A 20940-nucleotide genomic window follows, 5' to 3' on the forward strand; every position below is an offset into this window, starting at 1 on the left:
GGCCGCCAGTGGCGACGCGTGATCCACAGTTGAGAAGCAGCCGAGACCGTCGCTGCCGCAACTCTGACCGGAATACCCCGCATTTTCTGGGGCCGAATCCCGGCTTTGCCCCCGAGCGCGGCGCCCGGAGGACGCCATCGCTACGCTCGAACGGCTCCGCAGAACCCGCAGGTCACGTCCTCCGCCCGCGTCGTGCCCTCACCGCGCCACGGTGATCTGCGCGCCCGGGTCAGACCCGATGACCGCACGCTGGAGGCAGCGACGCATGACGAAGAAGATACGTAGAGATGGGACGAGTGCGATGTTCTCCAGGGCAATGTCGGGGCGGTGCGGCGCCGCCGCGCTGGCGATCGCTGGATTGTGCGGCGGAGGCCTCGTGGCTGCGGTTCCGCCGGCCAACGCCATTGCCGGCGGAACAGTGGCGACCCAGCCGTGGCTGGTCGAAGTGACGGGCAGGGCCGGGTACTGTTCGGGCTTCGCCCTGAATGCGTCCTGGGTGGTCACGGCGGCACACTGCCCGTCCTCCTCGGTTTCCTTCGCCGATTCGGCCGGGGGTTTCACGGGGGCGACCGTCGCCGTCGGTGAGGTCCTGGATGCACCGGGCGCCGACGTCAAATTGATCCGTCTGGCGACACCGCATCCACTACCGAGTTACCCGCAGGTGGACCTGGGGTACACGGTGCGCGCGGGGGACTCGGGCGTGATCTACGGGCTCGGGTCGGATCATCCCGGTCAGCAACGCCGCGCGTCCGTGACGGTCGTCGCCGACGGTCCCGACCTCAGGGGCGGCCCCGCGGTCAACGTGGGCGGTGTCGACGGGTCAACCCAACCGGGCGATTCGGGTGGTCCCCTCTTCATCAACGGGCAGATCGTCGCAGTCGCTTCCTATAACAACGGCAGTAGTGCCATCGATGCTCACGGCTGGTACGCCAACCTGAACGGCTCGAGAGACGTCGTTTCGAAGGCCACGGCGGGCGGTCCGAACGGTTCCGGAAGCACCACGACTGTGCTCGTGCCGTTGGCGGCGGGCGATGTCGCCACCCCTGTCACCCTCGCCGCCGGCGACATGCTCACAGTCGATGCGTCCGGATCCGGTCACTACGGCTGGGAAGGCGACGGCTGCGATGGCCAGCCGACGGTGGACCCTGGCGGGAACCGTACGGTCAGCACGGCGAGCTGCTCACCGAAATTCGACGCGTGGGCGCTACTGCCAGCAGTCCCGACCGGAACCCTGATCGGCAGAGTGGGCACGGGCCCCTGGTTCGCGATCGGATCCCACTTCACTGGAGCCGCGGCCCGCAGCGGCGAACTGACGCTCCGAGTCAACGACAGCAACGCCTCGGACAATGACGGCGCCTACACCGTCATCATCGTCAGAACAGCGTCGGCTGCACCCCCAGGCCGGTGAGCGACGCACTCACGATCGACGCCGCATCCGGAGCCTCGCCCGAGCCCGCTCGGACAGCCGACCCGACCGTCCGACGCTCCCCCTCATCGTCGCGAAGCATTCCGAGCGCCGTGGACCGGACGCCCCCGGTGAGTGGATCCTCCCGCCCGCGCTCCAGTCCGTGTCCCCGGATGAGCGGCTTGATGCGCCCGGCCAGCCAGCTGCGGTACTCCTTCGGCGCGTAGGTGCCGCGCCCGTACATCGCGCGGTACTTCGGAAGCAGCTCGGGATGCTCGCGCTCGAGCCAGAGGTAGAACCATTCCTTGACGCCCGCCTTCAGGTGCAACGCGGAGTACAGCACCGACGTTGCGCCGGCGTCCTTGGCCTGGCGGAGCGCCTCGTCGAGGTGGGCCCGGGTATCGGTGAGGTACGGGATGATCGGCATCAGGAAGACACCGCAGTCGAGTCCGTGCTCGCGCACCGCGGTGACGGTGGCCAGGCGCGCCTTGGTCGTCGGAGTTCCCGGCTCGATCGACTGCTGCAGTTCGTCGTCGTAGACCGCGATCGACATCGCCAGATCGACCGGGACCCGCTTGCTCGCCTCGGCGAGCCGATCGAGGTCACGCCGGAGCAGTGACCCCTTGGTCAGGATGCTGAACGGCGTGCCCGAGTCGGCGAGAGCGTCGATGATGCCGGGCATCAGCGCGTAACGCCCCTCGGCACGCTGATACGGGTCGGTGTTGGTCCCGAGCGCGACCGGATGGTGACCCCAGCTCGGCTTCGCCAGCTCGGCGCGCACCACCTCGGCGACATTCACCTTGACGATGATCTCGTTGTCGAAGTCTTTGCCCGAGTCGAGGTCGAGGTAGGTGTGCGTCGGGCGCGCGAAGCAGTAGACGCACGCATGGGAGCAGCCTCTGTACGGGTTGATGGTCCAGCCGAACGGCATCGGCCCTCCCCCGCCCGGAATGCGGTTGAGCGCCGACTTCGCCAGCACCTCGTGGAACGTGATGCCGGCGAAGTCGGGCGTCCGCACCGATCGCACCAGGTTGTTCAGCCGGGCGAGCCCGGGCAGAGCGGACGGCTCTTCGACCGACAGCTCCTGACCACTCCAACGCATGTCACCATTCGAACATACGTTCGAAGGTTAAGCAAGGTGGACGGTCTGCCCGGTCCAGCCGGACCGCAGCCACCGGTCGTGGCTGGCCACCACGACCGCGCCCGGATACGTCCCGAGTGCCTCCTCCAGCTCGGTCGCCAGCGACAACGATAGGTGGTTGGTCGGCTCGTCGAGCAGGAACAGGTGCGGCGGCCGGGCCATGATCAGGGCGAGCGCGAGCCGGCGCTGCTGACCGACCGACAGTGAGCCCACCGGGCGGTCTGCGTCCCGCGGCGCGATCAGCCCCAGCGACGAGAGCGGCACGGCCTCCGCCCGACGCTCGCCGAGGGCGGCCTCGTAGATCCGGCGAGGAGAGGCGGAAGGATCGGCGAAGCGCACATCCTGCTCCAGCAGCTCGACACGGAGTCCGCGTCGCCGCTGCACCGATCCCGCGCCGGCCTCCAGGCGACCCGCGAGGACGGCGAGGAGGGTCGACTTGCCCGCGCCGTTCGCCCCGGTGACGAGGATGCGCGACGACGGGCCCACGGAGAACTCCTCGACGACGAGCCGGCCCGGGACACGGAGGCCCCGAGCCAGCACCAGCAGCCCGGCGCCGTCCCCCAGCACCTGGAACCCGCTCGGGATGCCCGCGAAGCTGAGCGGAGCCGGCGGCTTCCTCACCTGGGTGTCCTGCAGCGTCTCCAGCCTCCCCTCCGCATTGCGGATACGGCGGCTGATCTGCCGGTCGAGAGCATTGCCCTTGACGGACTTCACGAACTTGTCGTTGTCCCGGATCTTCCCCGACCAGGCGATGGACCGCGCGGTCACGTCGACGGCGTGCTTCAGCTCCTTCAGCTCCGACTGCTCGTCGGCGAACTGCTTCTCCCAGCGGGCGCGCTCGGCCGCTTTCTCGGCGAGGTAGGCGCTGTAGCCGCCGCCGAACACGGTCGTCCCCGATCGCGCGGGGTCCAGATCGAGCAGACTGGTCGCCGCAGCATCGAGGAACGCGCGGTCGTGACTGGCGAAGATCACCGGCCCCGCCCATCCCTTCAGCTGCCGCTCCAGGAAGAGCGCGGCGTCGTCGTCGAGGTGGTTCGTCGGTTCGTCGAGCAGGAGCGCATCCGGCCGCCCGAGCAGCAGCGCGGCCAGCGCGAACCGGCTGCGCTGACCTCCCGAGACCTCGCTGAGCCGCCGGCCCAGCGGGATGTCGTCCACTCCGAGCCCGGCGAGGAGTTCGTCGCGGCGCGCCCCGACGCTCCAGATCTCGGCGCCTTCGGCTGCCGCGAGCGCAGCGTCGTACCGCGCGGCCGCCGTGGGGTCGTCCGACCCCAGGGCGTCCGCCGCATCTTCGAGTTCTCGCTCGATCGCCCGCACGTCGGCGAGCGCATGCTCGATGAGCGCCGCGAGCGTGTCGCCCGGCTCGAACCGCACCTCCTGCCAGAGGAAGCCGGTGCGCGCCGGACGGACCAGCGCGCCGGAGTCCGGGGACTCGGCGCCGGACAGCACCCGCAGCAGGGTGGATTTTCCGGCGCCGTTCTCGCCGATGAGGCCGAGACGCTGGCCCGGACCGACGGTCAGAGAGACGTCGGTGAGCACGCGGCGTTCGCCGTAGACGACCGAGACGCCGTCGGCGCGCAGCGGTGTGAGTGTGATGGTGGGCATGGGAACCGTCCTTCCGGGCGCTCCACGAGGAGCTGGTTCCCGCCGGGCGATCTCCGTCGTGAGGAGCGCTGGAGCGCCCAGATGCCATGACAGGGCAGCGCGTGACCGAAGGGTCCTCACTCACATCGACGGCGCCTCAGGCGCGGGACGTTCGGAGGTTCTCACTTCATAGCGTGGAAGACACTAACAGGTCGTCCACGCCGTTGTCCAGAGTTGCTACTGCTGCAGATGGAGGGTCTGCGCGGTCGTGGCGAGCACGCGCGCCGCCTCCTCCGGACGATCGTTGAGCGTGGTCCCGACGGTGGGGATGAGCTCCTTGATCGTCGGCAGCCACCCGGCGAACCGGTCCGGGAAGCAGTGCTTCAACAGGTCGACCATGATCGGAACCGCGGTCGAGGCTCCCGGAGACGCCCCCAGCAGTCCTGCGATCGAGCCGTCCCCGGCCGCCACCACCTCTGTGCCGAACTGCAGGACGCCGCCCTTCTTCGCATCCTTCTTCATCACCTGGACGCGCTGGCCGGCGGTGATCAGCTCCCAGTCCTCCGCCCGGGCGGTGGGCATGAATTCCTGGAGCGCCTTGAGCTTCTTCGCACGGTTGGCCAGCACCTCACCGACCAGGTACTTGATCAGGTCGAAGTTGTCGCGCGCGACGGCGAGCATCGGACCGAGGTTGCCCGGACGGACGGATCCCGGGAGGTCGAACCAGGAACCGGTCTTCAGGAACTTGGGGCTGAATCCCGCGTACGGACCGAACAGCAGGGAGGCCTGGCCATCGACGACGCGCGTGTCGAGGTGGGGCACCGACATCGGCGGCGCGCCCACGGCGGCCTTGCCGTAGACCTTGGCCTGGTGCTGGGCGACGAGGGCCGGGTTGCTGGTCCGCAGGAACTGACCGGAGATCGGGAAGCCGCCGAAACCCTTGATCTCGGGGATTCCGGACTTCTGGAGCAGGTGGAGCGCGCCGCCTCCCGCACCGACGAAGACGAACCGTGCCGTCACCACGTGGGAGGTGTGCCCGACTTCGTGACGCACCTTGAGGCGCCAGAGGCCGTCCTTCGTGCGCTTGATGCTGCGGACACTGTGGTTGAGGGCGAGTTCCGCGCCGTTCTCGACGAGGTTGTCGGTCAGCGCACGGGTGAGCGCTCCGAAGTCGACGTCGGTGCCTGCGCTCTGACGCGTTGCCGCGATGCGCTCCTTGGCCTTGCGCTTCTTGGTGAGCAGTGGCGTCCACTCGCCGATCACGGCGGGGTCTTCGGAGTACTCCATGCCCGCGAAGAGCGGCTGGTCTTTGAGCGCCTCGTAGCGCTTGCGCAGGTAGCGGACGTTGTCGCGCCCCTTCACGAACGTCATGTGCGGGGTGGAGTTGATGAACGAGTTGGGCTCGGGCAGGTCGCCCGCGGCGACGAGGCTCGCCCAGAACTGGCGGCTGAGCTGGAACTGCTCGTTGATGCTGATCGCCTTCGCCGGATCGACGGAGCCGTCGGACGCCTCCGGCATGTAGTTCAGCTCGCAGAGGGCCGCGTGACCGGTGCCGGCGTTGTTCCAGGGGTTCGACGACTCCTGGGCCACTTCACCCAGGCGCTCGTAGATCCGGATGCTCCAGTCGGGCTGCACGCGCTGGATCATGGCCCCCAGCGTGGCACTCATGATGCCGCCGCCGATCAGGACGACGTCGATGGGAGAATTGCTCACCCGACAATCCTATGACGCGGGCGACTCCGGGCCGCCCCACGGGCGGCCCGGGTCTCTCGATATCGAGATAAACGCGGGTGCGCTAGGCCGTGACCGGGTTCGCCAGGCGCTCGGCGACCAGTTCCGCGATCTGCACCGCGTTGAGGGCCGCGCCCTTGCGCAGGTTGTCGTTGCTCACGAAGAGCGCGATGCCGCGGCCCTCCGGGGCGCCTTCGTCGGTGCGGATGCGGCCCACGAAGCTGGGGTCGCTTCCGGCCGCCTGCAGCGGGGTCGGCACGTCGGTCAGCTGGACACCGGGCGCATCGGCCAGGAGTTCGGCGACACGATCCGCGCTGATCGGGTTCGCGAACTCGGCGTTGATGGAGAGCGAGTGGCCGGTGAAGACGGGCACGCGCACGCAGGTGCCGCTGACCAGGAGCTCGGGGATGCCGAGGATCTTGCGCGACTCGTTGCGGAGTTTCTTCTCTTCGTCGGTCTCGTTCAGCCCGTCGTCGACGATCGAACCGGCGAGCGGGATGACGTCGAAGGCGATCGGGCGAACGTACTTGACCGGTGCGGGAAGCGTGACGGCCGAGCCGTCGTGCACCAGGTCGAGCAGGTGCTCGTCGGCGACCGCGGCGCGAGCCTGCTCGGCGAGCTCCTCCGCGCCGGCGAGACCGGAACCGGAAACGGCCTGGTAGGTGCTGACGACCAGGCGGGTGAGCCCGGCCTCGTCGTGCAGCGGCTTCAGGACGGGCATGGCCGCCATGGTGGTGCAGTTGGGGTTCGCGATGATGCCCTTGCGCGCGTCGGCGATGGCCTCGGGGTTGACCTCGGAGACGACCAGCGGCACATCCGGGTCCATGCGCCAGCCGCTGGAGTTGTCGATCACGATGGCGCCGGCCTCCGCGAAGCGGGGAGCGTGGGCCTTCGAACCGGTCGCACCCGCGGAGAACAGGGCGATGTCGATGCCGGAGACGTCGGCCGTGGCCACATCCTCGACCGTGATCTCCTGCCCCTTGAACGGCAGCGTGGTGCCGGCCGAGCGCGACGAGGCGAAGAACCGGATGCTCTTCACCGGGAAGGCGCGCTCCTCCAGCAGGCGGCGCATGACGCTGCCCACCTGGCCGGTCGCGCCGACGACAGCCAGCCGTACGCCGTTGCTGTCGAAATCGATGAACTCGCTCATGTCAGCCCCTTCGGGTCGTGTGATGAGGGGAACCGCCGGAGACGGAGGCGCATTCCCACGATGAGGATCTAGCGGCCGGTCCCGGCGTAGACGACGGCCTTCTCGTCGCCGTCGAGGCCGAAGGCGGTGTGGACGACGCGAGCAGCCTCGGCGACCGTGTCGGCGCGCGTCACGACGGAGATGCGGATCTCGCTGGTGGAGATCATCTCGATGTTGATGCCCGCGTCGTAGAGGGCCTCGAAGAGCTTCGCCGATACGCCGGAGTTGGTCCGCATCCCGGCCCCGACCAGGGCGAGCTTGCCGATCTGGTCGTCGTACTGGAGCGACTGGTAGCCGACCTCGTCATGCTCGGAGGTGAGCGCCGTCAGCACCCGCTGACCCTCGGACTTCGGCAGGGTGAACGAGATGTCGGTGAGGCTGGTGGCCGCAGCGGACACGTTCTGGACGATCATGTCGACGTTGGCGTTGGCCTTCGCGACGATCTTGAAGATCTGCGCAGCCTTGCCCGGCACGTCGGGCACGCCGACGACGGTGATCTTGGCCTCGCTGAGGTCGGTGGCGACACCGGAGATGATGGGCTCTTCCACGGTTCCATCCTTCTTGGCGGCCGCGGCCGCCGCTGCTTCGTTGAGGACGTAGGTGCCCTCCTTGTTCGAGAACGACGAGCGCACATGCAGCGTCACGTTGTGCCGCCGGGCGTATTCCACGGCGCGGATGTGCAGGACCTTCGCGCCTGCGGCGGCGAGTTCGAGCATCTCCTCGCTGGTGATGCGGTCGATCTTGCGCGCGAGCGGGACCTGACGCGGGTCGGACGTGAAGACACCGTCGACGTCGGTGTAGATCTCGCAGACCTCGGCGCCGAGGGCGGCGGCGAGCGCGACGGCCGTCGTGTCGGATCCACCCCGGCCGAGGGTGGTGATGTCGCGGGATTCGCGGCTGAAGCCCTGGAAACCGGCGACGATGGCGATGGCGCCCTCGCTCAGGGCGTCTTGGATGCGTCCCGGCGTGACATCGACGATGCGGGCCGAGCCGTGCTGGGCGTCCGTGATCATGCCCGCCTGGCTGCCGGTGAAGGAGCGGGCGTCGTATCCCATGCTCTTGATGGCCATCGCCAGGAGCGCCATGGAGATGCGCTCGCCGGCGGTGAGCAGCATGTCGAGCTCGCGCGGAGCGGGGATGGGCGTGACTTCGTGCGCGAGGTCGAGCAGCTCGTCGGTGGTGTCGCCCATCGCGGAGACGGCGACGACGACCTCGTTGCCCGCCTTGCGCGTCTCGACGATGCGCTTCGCGACGCGCTTGATGCTCTCAGCGGTCGCGACGGACGATCCGCCGAACTTCTGGACGATGAGGGCCACAGACACTCCTGAACTCACGGGATTCTCATCCTACCGGCCGGGATATGACGGTTCCTTCATGTGACGTCCGTCGCGCTCACCCGCCGAAAGCGGGGTCAGGAGACCTGGCGACGGCCCTCGAACGCGCGCCCGAGGGTGACTTCGTCGGCGTACTCGAGGTCGCCGCCGACCGGCAGGCCGGAGGCGAGCCGCGTGACCCGGATGTCGAGCGTGGTGAGCAGCCGGCTCAGGTACGTCGCGGTCGCCTCGCCCTCGAGGTTGGGGTCGGTCGCGATGATGACCTCCTGCACGGTGCCGTCGGCGAGGCGCGGAAGCAGCTGCCGGATGCGCAGGTCGTCCGGTCCGACGCCGTCGATCGGGCTGATCGCTCCGCCGAGCACGTGGTAGAGGCCGCGGAACTCACGGGTCCGCTCGATCGCGACGACGTCCTTCGCCTCCTCCACCACGCAGATCGACGCCGGGTTGCGGCGCGGGTCGCGGCAGATGGAGCAGGTGGGCTCTTCGGACACGTTGCCGCAGATCTCGCAGAACCGGACCTTGTCGCGGACTTCGAGCAGCACCTCCGCCAGCCGGGTGACGTCGAACGTCTCGGTCTGCAGGATGTGGAACGCGATGCGCTGAGCGGACTTCGGGCCGATGCCCGGCAGCCGCCCGAGCTCGTCGATCAGCTCTTGGACGATGCCTTCGTACACCGGCTACCTCATCCCTGGGGTCTGAGGTGCGGGCTGCTCCTCGATGAAGGTGGCGCCCAGGATCTCGCGCACCACCGCCTCGCCATAGCGTTGCGGCTGTTGGAACGTTGGCGTCCGGGAGCCGGCGGCCGGGGCCGACCGTGCGGTGCGGGCCGTAGGTGCCTCGGGCGCTGCGGTGCGCGGTGCTGCGGATCGCGAGTCTGCGGTTCGCGGAGCTGCGGCCTCCGCAGGACGCGCGGCGGCAGCGGTGGACGCGGTGGACGGTGCGGCCGCCCAGTCCCCGCTGGGCTCGTCCGGCACGGGAGGCTCATACGGCGGCTCGATCTCGGGCGGTGGGACGTCGTCGAACGGCGGCTCGTCGGGCGCGGGTTCGGCGGCGGGCCGGGCGCCGGGCGCGGACGGAGCGGCGATCACCGCAGGCTGAGCGGCGACCGTCGCAGACTCCGGACGCTCGAGGGTGGCGACCGCAGCAGTCGTCGTGACCGCCTCGGCAGCCTCGACCACCGGTGAGGAGGGGATGGTGACCGTGGCCCAGTCCGTGACGACGGAAGCGGTCGTCGAAGCGACGGCGGGAGCGGGAGCCGCCCCCGCGGCGGCGGGGCTCGATGTGGCGGGGCTCGATGCAGCCGTACCCGACGCCGCCGGCGGAGCGGACGGCTCCGCACCGGGCCACGTCTCGGCCGTCGGCGCAACGGGAGCGCCTCCGGCGGGTCTCGGCGAACCGCCGGAACCGGGGGCGGAGTCGGCGCGCGCGATGAACTTCACACGGATTCCGAGCACCTCGACGATCGCTTCGCGAAGATACTCGCTCACCCCGGGGGCGCCGCCCGCATCCGGCTGGCGGAAGCTCTGGACGTCGTTGTCGCTCGGGAAGGACAGCGTGAGCACGTCACCGTTGAGCGAGCGGACCTGCGCGGTGAACACGACCATCCACGCGCTCCGCTTGGCACGCTGCACCGCCTCGAGGATCTGCGGCCACGAGTCTTTGACCTGCTGCGTGGTGACCGCGCCGATCTCTGCTGCCGGAGCGGCGGCGGCGGCGTCAGCGGCCGCGGTCGCGGTCGCGGTCGCGGCGTCGCCGGCCTCCGTCGCAGTCGGCCCAGCAGTCTTCGTCGCGGCAGCGGACGGCTCGGCGGGTGCCGGCTCGGCGGCAGGCTTCTGCGGTGCCGACACCGGCGTCGCCGTGTCGGCTGCAGGAGCAGGTGCAGACGCAAGATCAGCCGCAACCGGCGCCGCTGCAACCGGCGCCACGCGCGGCGTCGGCGCAGCAGCGGCCGCGGCACGCTCGGGACGACGCTCCGGCTCGGCGGCACCGACCGCGTCGCTGACCCCGACCCGGCGTTCCAGCCGCTCGACGCGCGCCAGCGCGCCGCGCTCGCTCTCGTCGCTCGACGGCACCAGCACGCGAGCGATCATCAGTTCGAGGTGGAGTCGCGGCGACGTCGCGCCGGTCATCTCGGTAAGTGCGGCGTTCACGATGTCGGCGGCCCGGCTCAGCTCGGCAGCGCCGAACTTCATCGCCTGGACGCCCATCCGATCCAACTCGTCCTGCGGCACGCCGCGGAGGACGGCCGCGGCGCCCTCGACGCTCGTCGCCGCGACCACGATGAGGTCGCGCAGCCGCTCCAGCAGGTCTTCGACGAACCGCCGCGGGTCCTGACCCGTCTGGACCACGCGGTCGACCGCCGAGAAGGCGCCCGCCGCATCCCGCGCCGCGATCGCGTCGACCACGTCGTCGAGCAGGGCCGCATGCGTGTAACCCAAGAGGGCGACCGCGCGCTCGTACTCGATGGCGCTGCCCTCGGATCCGGCCATCAGCTGGTCGAGCAGCGACAGGGTGTCTCGCGGCGAGCCTCCCCCGGCCCGGACGACGAGCGGGAGTACACCGGGCGCCACCGTCATGCCCTCGCTGTCGCACAGGCTCTGCACGTAGGCGAGCATCTGCGCCGGCGGAACCAGGCGGAACGGGTAGTGGTGGGTGCGGGAACGGATGGTCCCGATCACCTTCTCGGGCTCGGTCGTCGCGAAGATGAACTTCACGTGCTCCGGCGGCTCCTCCACGATCTTGAGCAGGGCGTTGAACCCCTGCGGCGTCACCATGTGCGCCTCGTCGAGGATGAAGATCTTGTACCGGTCGCGGGCCGGGGCGAAGATGGCCCGCTCGCGGATGTCGCGCGCGTCGTCGACACCGTTGTGGCTGGCGGCGTCGATCTCGACCACGTCGAGCGAGCCTCCGCCGTCACGGCTCAGCTCGATGCAGCTCTCGCATTTTCCGCACGGGGTGTCGGTCGGCCCCTCGGCGCAGTTGAGGCAGCGCGCCAGGATGCGGGCCGACGTGGTCTTGCCGCAGCCTCGCGGACCGGAGAAGAGGTAGGCGTGATTGACGCGGTTGGTGCGCAGCGCCGTCATCAACGGATCCGTCACCTGGGACTGACCGATCATCTCGGCGAAGGTGTCGGGCCGATAGCGGCGATACAGGGCGGTTACCACTCACACATGGTACTCATCGCCGCCGACATTCTGGTGGGGATCGGGAGGTCAGGGTCCGCGGACGTTCAATGCGCGCGCGATCGCCGACCAGAGCGAGACGCGCGCGTCCTCCGTGGCCTGGGCGGCGGGCGGCGGCGGAAGGTAGAGAGGAGTGTACGGCGGCACGTAGAACAGGTGCGTGGCCTGCGGCGCGCGCACGTACGCATCGCCGCCTCGCGCGGGGCGAACGGCCGCCGCTTCGTCCATCCACCGGCAGGCGTTGTCGAGCTGCTCGTCCTCGCCCGCGCATCCGAGCACCACCGGTCCCGGGATGCGCGTCAGGTCGAGCACGGCCGCTCGGGTGACCTGGTGCGTCCCGCTCAGGCACGGCACCCACGACCCGTCGACGGTCACGGCGGGTCCGGGCACCGGAGACGGGCAGACCAGGCCGGTCGTCCCCGCGGGTGCGATCGCGCCGTACACGAGCTCGGGATGGGCGACGGCGGTCCAGAGCGCGAGCTGCGCCCCGCGGGACGTGCCGAACACGAACACCCGTCGCGGGTCGACCCCGGGTTGCGAGCGCAGCCAGTTCAGCGCGGCGACCACACGCTCCCCCTCCAGGGTCCGGATCATGTTCACCTCACCGGCCGAGCCGTACGTCGAGAACGCGAGCGCCGGATACCCCATCGCCGACAGCGTCGATGCGGCGAGCACACCCGTCGGCGCCCCCGGGTCCGTGCCGTCGAGAACCAGCACCGCAGGGCGGCTGGCGCGCGAACCGGTCGAAGGCTCGAAGTAGTCGCCCGTGATGCCGTCGTCGAAGACCGCCCGCGACGGCGCGACCGACAGCAGCCCCACCCGGTGGATGCGCCGGGCCGCGACCCGTCGCCCGTCGATGACGGCGTCCAGCTCCACGAACGTGCTGGCCGCACCCCACTGCTCCGGCGAGGTGGCCGACGCACCGGACGCGGTGCCGAGCGACCAGAACAGTCCCATCCCGTCGGGACCCGAGAACGGCGCCTCGACGGGCGACTCCCGGTCGAGGTCCACCACGCCGGAGGAGGGAACGACGTAGACGGCCTGCGATGTCCATTGGGCTCCGACCAGCGCGCGCGCCCGCACGGTCACGCGCCCGCCCGGCGGGAGGGCGACCAGGCGCAGGTGGATCTGCTCCCAGACTCCGCTCGGATCCTCGTTGACCACGAAGCGCGGGCCGGCCCCGCCGTTCGTCCCGGTCGCCTGCGAACAGCCGACCAGAGCGGCGAGTGCCAGGCCCAGGGCCGCAAGAGTCGCTGCCAGCCGGGTCGCCATCCCTCCGTCCCTCCGGATCACGGCCGCGTCGCCCCCGACAGCCGGCCGAGGACCAGCGCCCAGAAGGCGACCCGCGCATCCTCGGTGGACTGCGCGGTCGCCGGGGGGAGCTCGCTCAGACCGATCGGCAGCAGTGGCGGTGTGGTGATGTCGTGACCGGCGCCGTCCGCGTAGAGGAAGGAGTCGCCGTCGTGACTCCCCCGCACCTGCTCCCCCGCGCGCGTCCAGTCGCAGGCCGTGGGCAGCTCGCTGTCGTCGGTCCCGCAGGCGAGCACCAGTGGGCCCGGGATGCGTTGGAGCGGCAGGATGTCGGTGCCCGCGATGGTGCGCTCGGGATTCGCGCAGGGCAGTGGCTCGCCGTGCCGGATGAGCAGCGGGCTTCCCGCGGCCGACGTGCACTGCAGCGCCGTCGCCCCGCCGGCCGCGAAGGCGCCGTGGATCCGCGCCGGGTCGTTCGCGGCGAACCACAGCGCGAGCGACGACGCCCGTCCGGTTCCGTAGACGAAGATGCGGTCCTCGTCGACGATGGGCAGCGCCGAGAACCAGGAGAGGGCGGAGTCGAAGGTCTCGACCGAGAGCGCGGCCGAGCCCGGAATCTGCCCGGCCGGAACGAAGGCCGGCAGCTCGAAGACCGGGAACCCGGCCGCGGCGATGACGTGCGCCGCGAAGGCGCCGGCCGCACCTCCGTCGTCCCCGTCGATCACGATCACGCCGGGCCGCAGATCGACCGGCGTCGGCACGGCCTCCACCAGCGAACCCACTCGGGCGGTCGGCGCGATCTCCGACGCCTCCGGGTCTCCGGTCGCGATGAGGTCACTGCCGGGGATCTCCCGCTCGCTGGTTCCCGCCGCGAGCGCCGAACGGTGGAGCACGTCGGAGGCGACCTGCCGTCCGTCCTGCTCGGCGGTCAGATGGACGTCCAGCCCAGCGAAGACCCACTGCGCCTCCAGCTGCCCCTGGCTGAGTGAGCGGCCGCTGAGGCTCCACAGCAGGCCGGCGCCGTCCGCTCGGGGAAACGGCGCCGCGAGCGGCTCCTGCGACCAGAGGCGCACCCGCCCGTCCGGCGGTACCGCGTACACCGCACGGGACGACATCCAGCCCGCGCGGGTGCGGGCGCGAGCGCTGACCACGACCGGATGCCCAGGCTCCAGGCCCGCGAGCTGAACGGCGATGGGCTGGGTCGCACCGTCGGCGAACCGGCTGAAGATGAAGCGCGTCCCGCCCGCCGCCCCCGCGCTGCACGCGGACACGACGAGGGCGAAGGCCAGTGCGATGACCACCGCACCGGACCCGCGCAGGATGCCGCGTCTCATCCGATCACCGCCCGGAGCAGCGCGCGGCCGACGGCGTTCCAGAAGGCGATGCGCGCCAGCTCGGTCGGCTGACCCCCCGAGGCGGGGAGGGCGATCGGCAGCCCCGGCGGAACGGAGACCGGATACGCGACGCCGCTCGCAGAGATGACGGTGTCGCCCGGTCGTGGCGGCCGGGTGGCCGCGAGGGCGCGCTGCCAGTCGCACGCGTTCGGGAGCACCGCATCCCGCTCACCGCAGGCCAGGACCACTGGACCGTCGATCACGTCGATCGGCCGGATGGCCGCCGGCTCGACCGGCCGCGGGCTCGGCAGACACGGGAGGCCCGAGTCGTCCTCGAAGACCGGGGAGACCTGAGCCGGCGCCAGGCACAGCAGGGCAGGGCTGCCGCCCGCGACGAACAGTCCGCGCACGCGGTCCGGCGATCTCGTAGCGGCCCACACGGCGTACTGCTCGGCCACCCCGGTGCCGTAGACGTAAATCTGGTCCTGCACCACATCCGGCCGGTCCGCCAGCCAGTCGAACACGGCATCGACGGTGCCGCCCGAGATGATGCTGGTCGAGCGGATGCCGTCGACCGCCGTAGTGACAGGGACCCGCAGCACCGAGGCACCGAACTGCGCGATCAGCGGCGCGGCATACTCTGCGGAGGCGCCCGGGGTCGGGTCGTCGAACATCAGCACCGCCGGCGTCTTCGGATGCTCCAGCGTCGCCGCGCTGAAGAACGTGCCGAGCGCGACATCCTCGTGGGTCTGGCGCGGGAGCCGGGGGTTGATCGCCGGCCGCAGGTCGCGGGTGTAGATCGTGCGCACCGACAGGCCTGCGGCCAGTCCGTCGAGTACGAAGCGGCGGGAGGCGATCACTCGGTCGCCGTCGGAAGCCGTCATCGTCACCGCGGTCGTGTCGAACATCCACTGCTGGGCCGCCGCGGCGCCCGTCAACCGCGGGCCGCGCAGCGACCAGAACAGTCCCGCCGAGTCGGGCTCGGTGAACGGCGCGAATTGGGGTCGTGCCCGGGCGAGATCGAGCGTCCCCGAGGCGGGCACGGTGTAGGTCGCCGCGGAGGTCCACGAACCGTGCGACGTCGTCAGCCGCGCGCTCAGCCGCAGCCGCGCTCCCGGCTCCGCTCCCACGAGCTGGAGGGGCACCGGCCAGAGCACGGCGCTGTAGCGGACCAGTGGCGGCGTGACGAACCGCGCCCCCGCTCCACCCGCCACCGATCCGCAGCCCGCCAGCACAGAGACCGCGAGGATGGCCGCAGACGCCGCAGCGACAACTGCGGCGAACCGCGCGCGCAACGGCTTCCACGGCATCACCTGCCGTTCGCCGTCGACGCGCCGTCGCCGCATGGCCCTGCTCCCTCAGCCTCCGGTCGTGTCCCGGACAGCCTGCAGCGACTGACGGGAGATCTCCAGCTCTTCGTTGGTCGGCACCGCGAGCACGGTGACCGGTGAGTCGTCGGTGGAGATCACCCGGGCGTCCCGGGACGCCTCGCCGTTGCGTTCCGGGTCGAGCCGGATGCCGAGGACCTCGAGCCCGCCCGCGACTTCAGCCCGGAGCGCCGCGTCGTTCTCGCCGACACCCGCCGTGAAGGTGAGCACGTCGAGGCCGCCGAGAAGCGCCGTGTACGCGCCGATGTAGTGCTTCAACCGATGGACCGTCACGTCGAGGGCGAGTCGCGCCTGCTCGTCGCCGCGGCCGGCGGCGAGCCGCACATCCCGCATATCGCCGCGGCCGGACAGCCCGAGCAGGCCGCTGCGCCGGTTGAGCAGTTCGTCGAGCTGGTCGGTGCTCAGCTGCGCCCGGCGGGAGAGGTGGATGAGCACCGCCGGATCGAGGTCGCCCGACCGTGTGCCCATGACCAGGCCTTCGAGGGGCGTCATGCCCATCGACGTGTCGACCGACCGGCCGCCGTCCACGGCGCAGGCGGACGCCCCGTTCCCCAGGTGCAGGACGATCTGCTTCAGCTCGCTCAGCGGGCGCCCGACGAACTGGGCCGCCTTCTCGGAGACGTACTTGTGCGAGGTGCCGTGGAATCCGTACCGGCGGACCCGATGACGCTCGGCGAGCTCGGCGTCGATGGCGTAGGTGTACGCCGCGGGCTGCAGGGTCTGGTGGAACGCGGTGTCGAACACGGCGACGTGCGGGACGTCCGGGAACGCCTTCTTCGCGGCGCGGATGCCCTGCAGGTTCGCCGGGTTGTGCAGCGGAGCGAGGTCGGACAGGTCCTCGATGTTGATCTCGACGAGCGGGGTGATGATGGTCGGCTCGAAGAATCGCTTCCCGCCGTGCACCACGCGGTGGCCCACCGCGTCGAGGGGATTGTCATCCAGGCTCGGTCCCTCTGCGGCGAATGCGTCGAGCATGGCGCGGAACCCGGCGGTGTGGTCCGGGATCTCGAGCGTCCGCTCGGTCGTCCCGTTCGGACCACGGTGGCTGGTGTGCCCGCTCGGCTCGCCGATCCGCTCCACCAGGCCGGAGGCGAGCGACTCCTCGGTCTCGCTGTCGATCAGCTGGTACTTGAACGACGACGAACCGCTGTTGACCACCAGGACGGCGCTCACGAGAGAGCCGCCTGGATCGCCGTGATGGCCACCGTGTTCACGATGTCGTCGACCGTCGCGCCGCGGGAGAGGTCGTTGATGGGCTTGCGCAGCCCCTGCAGCACCGGTCCGATCGCCACCGCCCCGGCGCTGCGCTGCACCGCCTTGTAGGTGTTGTTGCCCGTGTTGAGGTCCGGGAAGATGAACACCGTCGCGCGCCCTGCCACGTCCGACCCGGGCATCTTGGCGGCACCGACGGCCGCATCCGCCGCCGCGTCGTACTGGATCGGACCCGCAACCGCGAGCTGCGGCGCCCGCTGCCGCACCAGCTCGGTGGCGGTGCGCACCTTCTCCACGTCCGCACCCGCGCCCGAGTCGCCGGTGGAGTAGGAGAGCATCGCCACTCGCGGCTGGATGCCGAACTGCTCCGCCGTCGTCGCCGACGAGATCGCGATGTCGGCCAGCTGCTCGGAGGTCGGGTCGGGGATGACCGCGCAGTCCCCGTAGACCAGCACCCGGTCGGCGAGCGCCATCAGGAAGACGCTCGACACGACGGACACCCCCGGTGTCGTCTTGATGATCTCGAACGCCGGCCGGATGGTGTGCGCCGTCGTGTGGGCCGCACCCGACACCATCCCGTCGGCGATCCCGAGATGCACCATCATCGTGCCGAAGTAGGAGGCGTCCGTGACAGTGTCCGCAGCCTGGTCGACCGTGATCCCCTTGTGCGAGCGGAGCCGCGCGTACTCCTCCGCGAACCGCAGCCGCAGGACATCGTCGAAAGGGCTGAGCACCTCTGCACCGGACAGGTCGAGACCGAGCTCGATCGCCCGCGACCGCACCTCGAACGGCTCACCGAGGATGGTCAGCCGGGCGACCCCGCGAGCAAGCAGCGTGTGCGCGGCCCGCAGGATGCGGTCGTCCTCCCCCTCGGGCAGAACGATGTGCTTCTTCGCCGCGCGGGCACGTGCGATGAGGTCGTACTCGAACATCAGCGGGGTGACGACGTCGTGCCTGCTCACGTCGAGGCGTGCCAGGAGCGCCGCCGCATCCACATGGCGTTCGAACAGCGCCAGCGCCGTGTCGTACTTGCGCTGCGAGTCCGCCGCGAGGCGGCCGCGCGCGTGGGTGATCTTGACGACCGTCTCGTACGTGTCGAGGCCGGTGCGCACGATCGGCAGCGGCGAGTGCAGACCGGCGAGCAGCCGCTCGATCGGCTCGGGCAGGTCGAACCCACCGTTCAGCACGATGCCGGTGATGGAGGGGAAGGTACCGGAGGCGTTCGCCATCAGCACGGCGAGCAGCACCTCCGTGCGGTCGCCCGGAACAACGACCACCGATCCGTCGACGAGCCGCGGCAGGACGTTGTTCATCGACATCCCCGCGACCACCACACCGAGTGCTTCGCGCGCGAGGAGCGCCTCCTCCCCCGCGAGCAGCGTGGCCCCGGTCTGCTCCATGATCGAGCGCATGCTCGGAGCGACCAGGAACGGGTTCTCCGGGATCGCCCACACCGGCGGACGGTCACTGCTCCCGGCCGCGACCGCCTCGGCGCCGACAGCCGACCCGACGGCCGCGATGATCGCATCCAGCTGTCCCTCGTCGGCCCGGTTGGCGATCACCGCGAGCAGTTGGGCATGCTCCGCCCGCAGCTCGGCGACCGCGATCTCAGCCAGCTGGCGCAGCTCCTCCGGCGAGCGCGGATCGGCCTGGCCGAGGCGCTCGCCGAAGCCCTGACCGACGCGCCCACCGAGGACGAGCAGGACGGGCGCGCCCAGGTTGGCGGCGATGCGCGCGTTATAGGCGAGCTCGGTCGGGCTCCCCACATCGGTGAAGTCGGAGCCGAGGATGACCACGGTGTCGCACCGGGCCTCCACCGCGCGGAAGCGCTCGACGATCACCGCGAGGGCCGCGTCGGAGTCGGTGTGGACATCCTCGTAGGAGACACCGAGAGCGTCCTCGTACGAGAGCTCCGCGGTCGTCCGCTGCAGCAGCAGCTCGAGCACGTAGTCGCGCTCGTCGGTCGATCGGGCGATCGGGCGGAAGACGCCCACGCGGCCCACGGAGTGCCGCAAGGATTCGAGCACGCCGAGGGCGACCGTCGACTTGCCGGTGTGGCCCTCCGCGGAGGTGATGTAGATGGAGCGCGCCACGTCAGCCGATCCGCTCGATAGCGGGGATCGCGTAGCTGCCGTCGAGCACATCGTCGCCGGGCGCGTACAGCCGCAGGATGGGCCGGAACGCTCCTGCCGGCGCGGGGAGCCAGTTGGCGGCCGCCTTCTCGTCGGTGGGTCGGGTCGCACTCATCGTGATGGTCAGTCCTCCGTCGTCGTCGTACACGAGCCCGCGCGTCCGGTCGCCCACCGAGTACCGGTCGATGGGGTTGCGGACGAGGTAGTACTGCGGCAGGTCGTACATCGTCAGCGACCAGAACGCGCCGACCGGCGGGGTCGGGCTGAGTCGCAGACGGTACACGTGGTCACCGGTGAGCTGCTCGCCGTCGGCGTCCTCGTAGGTCATGATGTACGCCGCCTCGTAGGCGTGGTTTCCCCAGAGCCCCCCGAGCGCGGCCGAAGCGCGCGATGCGTAACGCGTGCGCGGATCGGCGAGCTTCCACTCCGGCGCGTCGATGGCTCCGATCTCGAAGAAGTCGGTGTTGTAGTCGAACACGTGGAGGTTCGCGACCCAGTGATCGCTGAGTGTCACGCCGGTGTGGAGCGCCGACTCGAGCGCCTCCTTGCCGAGGGCGTACCCCTCTCGCAGAGCGTCGCGGACTCCGTCGGGCTGCTCGGCGAGCGTGTACGGGCTGAGCAGCCCGAGCGGCGCGTACGACTCGAGCGCGGGCCGATCTCCCTCGGCGGGAGGGAAGGCCAGCGACCACACCCGCAGCTTCTCGAAGAAGTCGAGCGCTTCGTCCGAGTGGGGTGGGACCGGTGGAACGCCCTCCGGCGGCTCCAGGGTCTCGTGGACGGGGATGAGCTCGAGGGCGTCCTGGAGGGCGTGCACCGCGGGCAGGTCGTCCTCGCCGTCCACCGCCCAGCGGCCGACGATCGTGGCCACCCGGGTCGGGAAGCGGATGGTGGGGGTGCGGCCGTCCGGCGCCGTGTCGTCTGAGGTGTCCGCGTCGGGCGGCAGGAGCAGGAACTCCCCGGGGCCGCCTCCCGTCGCGCGCGTTCCGACGTAGGCGAAGTTGTTGGTCCAGGCGTCGACGAACTGGAGGACGTAGTAGCGGTCACCCGCGTCGGGCACCCGCAACCGGATCGGGCCGACGCCGAGGTCGACCTGAGCGATGGAGTAGAGGGTGTCATTGTTGATGCTGACGAACGTGTCCTCGGGGCCCGCGAGCCGCCGGGCATGACCGAACGTGTTGAAGGGGGTGGCGGGCACGCCGCCGACGCCCTGCTCGGTGAACCGCACCACCTGCTCCAGGTCGAACACCAGCGGGAAGCCCACCACATAGGCTTCGGTCGCCAGCTCGGTCAGCTGTTCGGTCACTGCGGCACCCCGTCCATCCAACGATCCACGGAAGACACGAGTCATTCTACCGGCCGTAGAAGACGCGCCATTTCTGGGCACAATATACGCGGCGGCCGTGACCGGGGGCTGGACACGAAAAAGACTCCCCACGCACCCGCCAGAGCCCGGTTACCCTTGCTGCGTTTCCGCCCTGGGGGAGTTGGCCTGGATGGCGCCACGTGGGGAGCCGGGAACCAGTGTAGCGGAGGTCGATGGGAGGCGCGTGCGTCGGGCCCTCCGCGCATCCAGTAAGATATTGGAAGCCGTCTGCCGCGAGAGCGGAAGACAGCGCCAGGAGAATTCGCCTAGTGGCCTATGGCGCACGCTTGGAAAGCGTGTTGGGTGCAAGCCCTCGGGGGTTCGAATCCCCCATTCTCCGCCATTTTCCCCAGTCTCTCGAGTGCCCCCGAGATCCGCGTGATCACGCGGACGAATCAGAGCGAAGCGAGGTCGGTGAACCGCGTCAGAGTCGGCGGTCCGGCCAGATAGTCGCTCAGGCCCGACGCGCCGGGGCCCGCCCGCCAGGCGCGGTACGCATCGTCGTGCTCGAGCGACTCCCAGTGCTCGACCGCGATCACGTGGGCCGGGTCAGTGACGTCCTGCACGCCGAGGCAACCGTCGAACGCGCGCGTGCCCGCAAGGATATCGAGCAGCGCGCGGGGCCCGTCTTCGAGGTGGTCGTCCGCAAAGCGCAGGTCGAGGAGCGAGGTGACAGTCATGCGGGCGACGCTAGCAC

The 20940-nt window shown here is 70.4% G+C and carries 16 protein-coding genes, 1 tRNA gene and 1 other RNA gene; 2 read left to right on the forward strand and 16 right to left on the reverse strand.

Features of this window, described 5'->3' with window-relative positions:
• Positions 1-198: 198 nt before the first annotated feature.
• Positions 199-561 carry a hypothetical protein gene (locus tag P3F85_RS12465; RefSeq protein WP_374011005.1) on the reverse strand — a complete coding sequence of 121 codons (363 nt, stop codon included), beginning with the start codon at positions 559-561 and terminating at the stop codon, positions 199-201.
• Between P3F85_RS12465 and P3F85_RS12470 the strand changes: the two genes are divergently transcribed.
• The gene (locus tag P3F85_RS12470; protein ID WP_374010928.1) at positions 446-1408 is read left to right on the forward strand and encodes a trypsin-like serine protease; all 963 of its coding nucleotides are present in this window, start codon (positions 446-448) and stop codon (positions 1406-1408) included. The two genes, P3F85_RS12465 and P3F85_RS12470, sit on opposite strands and share 116 nt — an antisense overlap.
• On the opposite strand, the gene P3F85_RS12475 is transcribed toward P3F85_RS12470, so the two are convergent.
• From P3F85_RS12475 to ffs, 14 genes are all read right to left on the reverse strand, one after another.
• On the reverse strand, positions 1374-2507 hold the full coding sequence (locus tag P3F85_RS12475; protein WP_374007925.1) for an Rv2578c family radical SAM protein: 1134 nt from the start codon (positions 2505-2507) through the stop codon (positions 1374-1376). The two genes, P3F85_RS12470 and P3F85_RS12475, sit on opposite strands and share 35 nt — an antisense overlap.
• 27 nt (positions 2508-2534) lie before the next feature.
• On the reverse strand, positions 2535-4148 hold the full coding sequence (locus P3F85_RS12480; RefSeq protein WP_374007927.1) for an ABC-F family ATP-binding cassette domain-containing protein: 1614 nt from the start codon (positions 4146-4148) through the stop codon (positions 2535-2537).
• A gap of 216 nt (positions 4149-4364) precedes the next feature.
• The gene (locus tag P3F85_RS12485; RefSeq protein WP_374007928.1) at positions 4365-5840 is read right to left on the reverse strand and encodes a malate:quinone oxidoreductase; all 1476 of its coding nucleotides are present in this window, start codon (positions 5838-5840) and stop codon (positions 4365-4367) included.
• Between the two features lie 82 nt (positions 5841-5922).
• A complete protein-coding gene (locus P3F85_RS12490; RefSeq protein WP_374007929.1) occupies positions 5923-7008 on the reverse strand; it encodes an aspartate-semialdehyde dehydrogenase in 1086 nt (361 codons plus the stop codon).
• Between the two features lie 68 nt (positions 7009-7076).
• A complete protein-coding gene (locus tag P3F85_RS12495; protein WP_374010929.1) occupies positions 7077-8363 on the reverse strand; it encodes an aspartate kinase in 1287 nt (428 codons plus the stop codon).
• A 95-nt stretch (positions 8364-8458) separates the two neighbouring features.
• On the reverse strand, positions 8459-9055 hold the full coding sequence (gene recR, locus P3F85_RS12500; protein WP_374007930.1) for a recombination mediator RecR: 597 nt from the start codon (positions 9053-9055) through the stop codon (positions 8459-8461).
• A gap of 3 nt (positions 9056-9058) precedes the next feature.
• The gene (locus P3F85_RS12505) at positions 9059-11545 is read right to left on the reverse strand and encodes a DNA polymerase III subunit gamma and tau (RefSeq protein WP_374007931.1); all 2487 of its coding nucleotides are present in this window, start codon (positions 11543-11545) and stop codon (positions 9059-9061) included.
• A gap of 48 nt (positions 11546-11593) precedes the next feature.
• Positions 11594-12835 carry an acyl-CoA thioesterase/BAAT N-terminal domain-containing protein gene (locus tag P3F85_RS12510; RefSeq protein ID WP_374007933.1) on the reverse strand — a complete coding sequence of 414 codons (1242 nt, stop codon included), beginning with the start codon at positions 12833-12835 and terminating at the stop codon, positions 11594-11596.
• Between the two features lie 17 nt (positions 12836-12852).
• Positions 12853-14148 (reverse strand): acyl-CoA thioesterase/BAAT N-terminal domain-containing protein, encoded by a 1296-nt coding sequence (locus P3F85_RS12515; RefSeq protein WP_374007934.1) that lies wholly within the window; start codon positions 14146-14148, stop codon positions 12853-12855.
• Complete coding sequence (locus tag P3F85_RS12520) at positions 14145-15494, reverse strand: acyl-CoA thioesterase/BAAT N-terminal domain-containing protein (protein ID WP_374007935.1); 1350 nt, start codon at positions 15492-15494, stop codon at positions 14145-14147. The genes P3F85_RS12515 and P3F85_RS12520 overlap by 4 nt, the downstream gene beginning before the upstream one ends.
• 12 nt (positions 15495-15506) lie before the next feature.
• Positions 15507-16709: an acetate/propionate family kinase gene (locus P3F85_RS12525; RefSeq protein WP_374007936.1), complete on the reverse strand. Its 1203-nt coding sequence runs from the start codon at positions 16707-16709 to the stop codon at positions 15507-15509.
• Positions 16706-18841: a phosphate acetyltransferase gene (pta, locus tag P3F85_RS12530; protein WP_374007938.1), complete on the reverse strand. Its 2136-nt coding sequence runs from the start codon at positions 18839-18841 to the stop codon at positions 16706-16708. Before pta ends, P3F85_RS12525 begins: the two co-directional genes overlap by 4 nt.
• A gap of 1 nt (position 18842) precedes the next feature.
• Positions 18843-20183 carry a DUF1254 domain-containing protein gene (locus P3F85_RS12535; RefSeq protein WP_374007940.1) on the reverse strand — a complete coding sequence of 447 codons (1341 nt, stop codon included), beginning with the start codon at positions 20181-20183 and terminating at the stop codon, positions 18843-18845.
• Positions 20184-20299: 116 nt separating this feature from the next.
• An RNA gene (gene ffs / locus P3F85_RS12540) (signal recognition particle sRNA small type) lies at positions 20300-20396 on the reverse strand.
• A 102-nt stretch (positions 20397-20498) separates the two neighbouring features.
• On the opposite strand from ffs, the gene P3F85_RS12545 reads away from it, so the two are divergent.
• A tRNA-Ser gene (locus P3F85_RS12545) sits at positions 20499-20586 on the forward strand.
• Between the two features lie 52 nt (positions 20587-20638).
• Here the strand turns inward: P3F85_RS12545 and P3F85_RS12550 are convergent.
• The gene (locus tag P3F85_RS12550; RefSeq protein WP_374007942.1) at positions 20639-20923 is read right to left on the reverse strand and encodes a putative quinol monooxygenase; all 285 of its coding nucleotides are present in this window, start codon (positions 20921-20923) and stop codon (positions 20639-20641) included.
• Positions 20924-20940: the final 17 nt, after the last annotated feature.

It is taken from the genome of Leifsonia sp. T36S-04 (assembly GCF_042465655.1).
Taxonomy (GTDB): domain Bacteria; phylum Actinomycetota; class Actinomycetes; order Actinomycetales; family Microbacteriaceae; genus Leifsonia.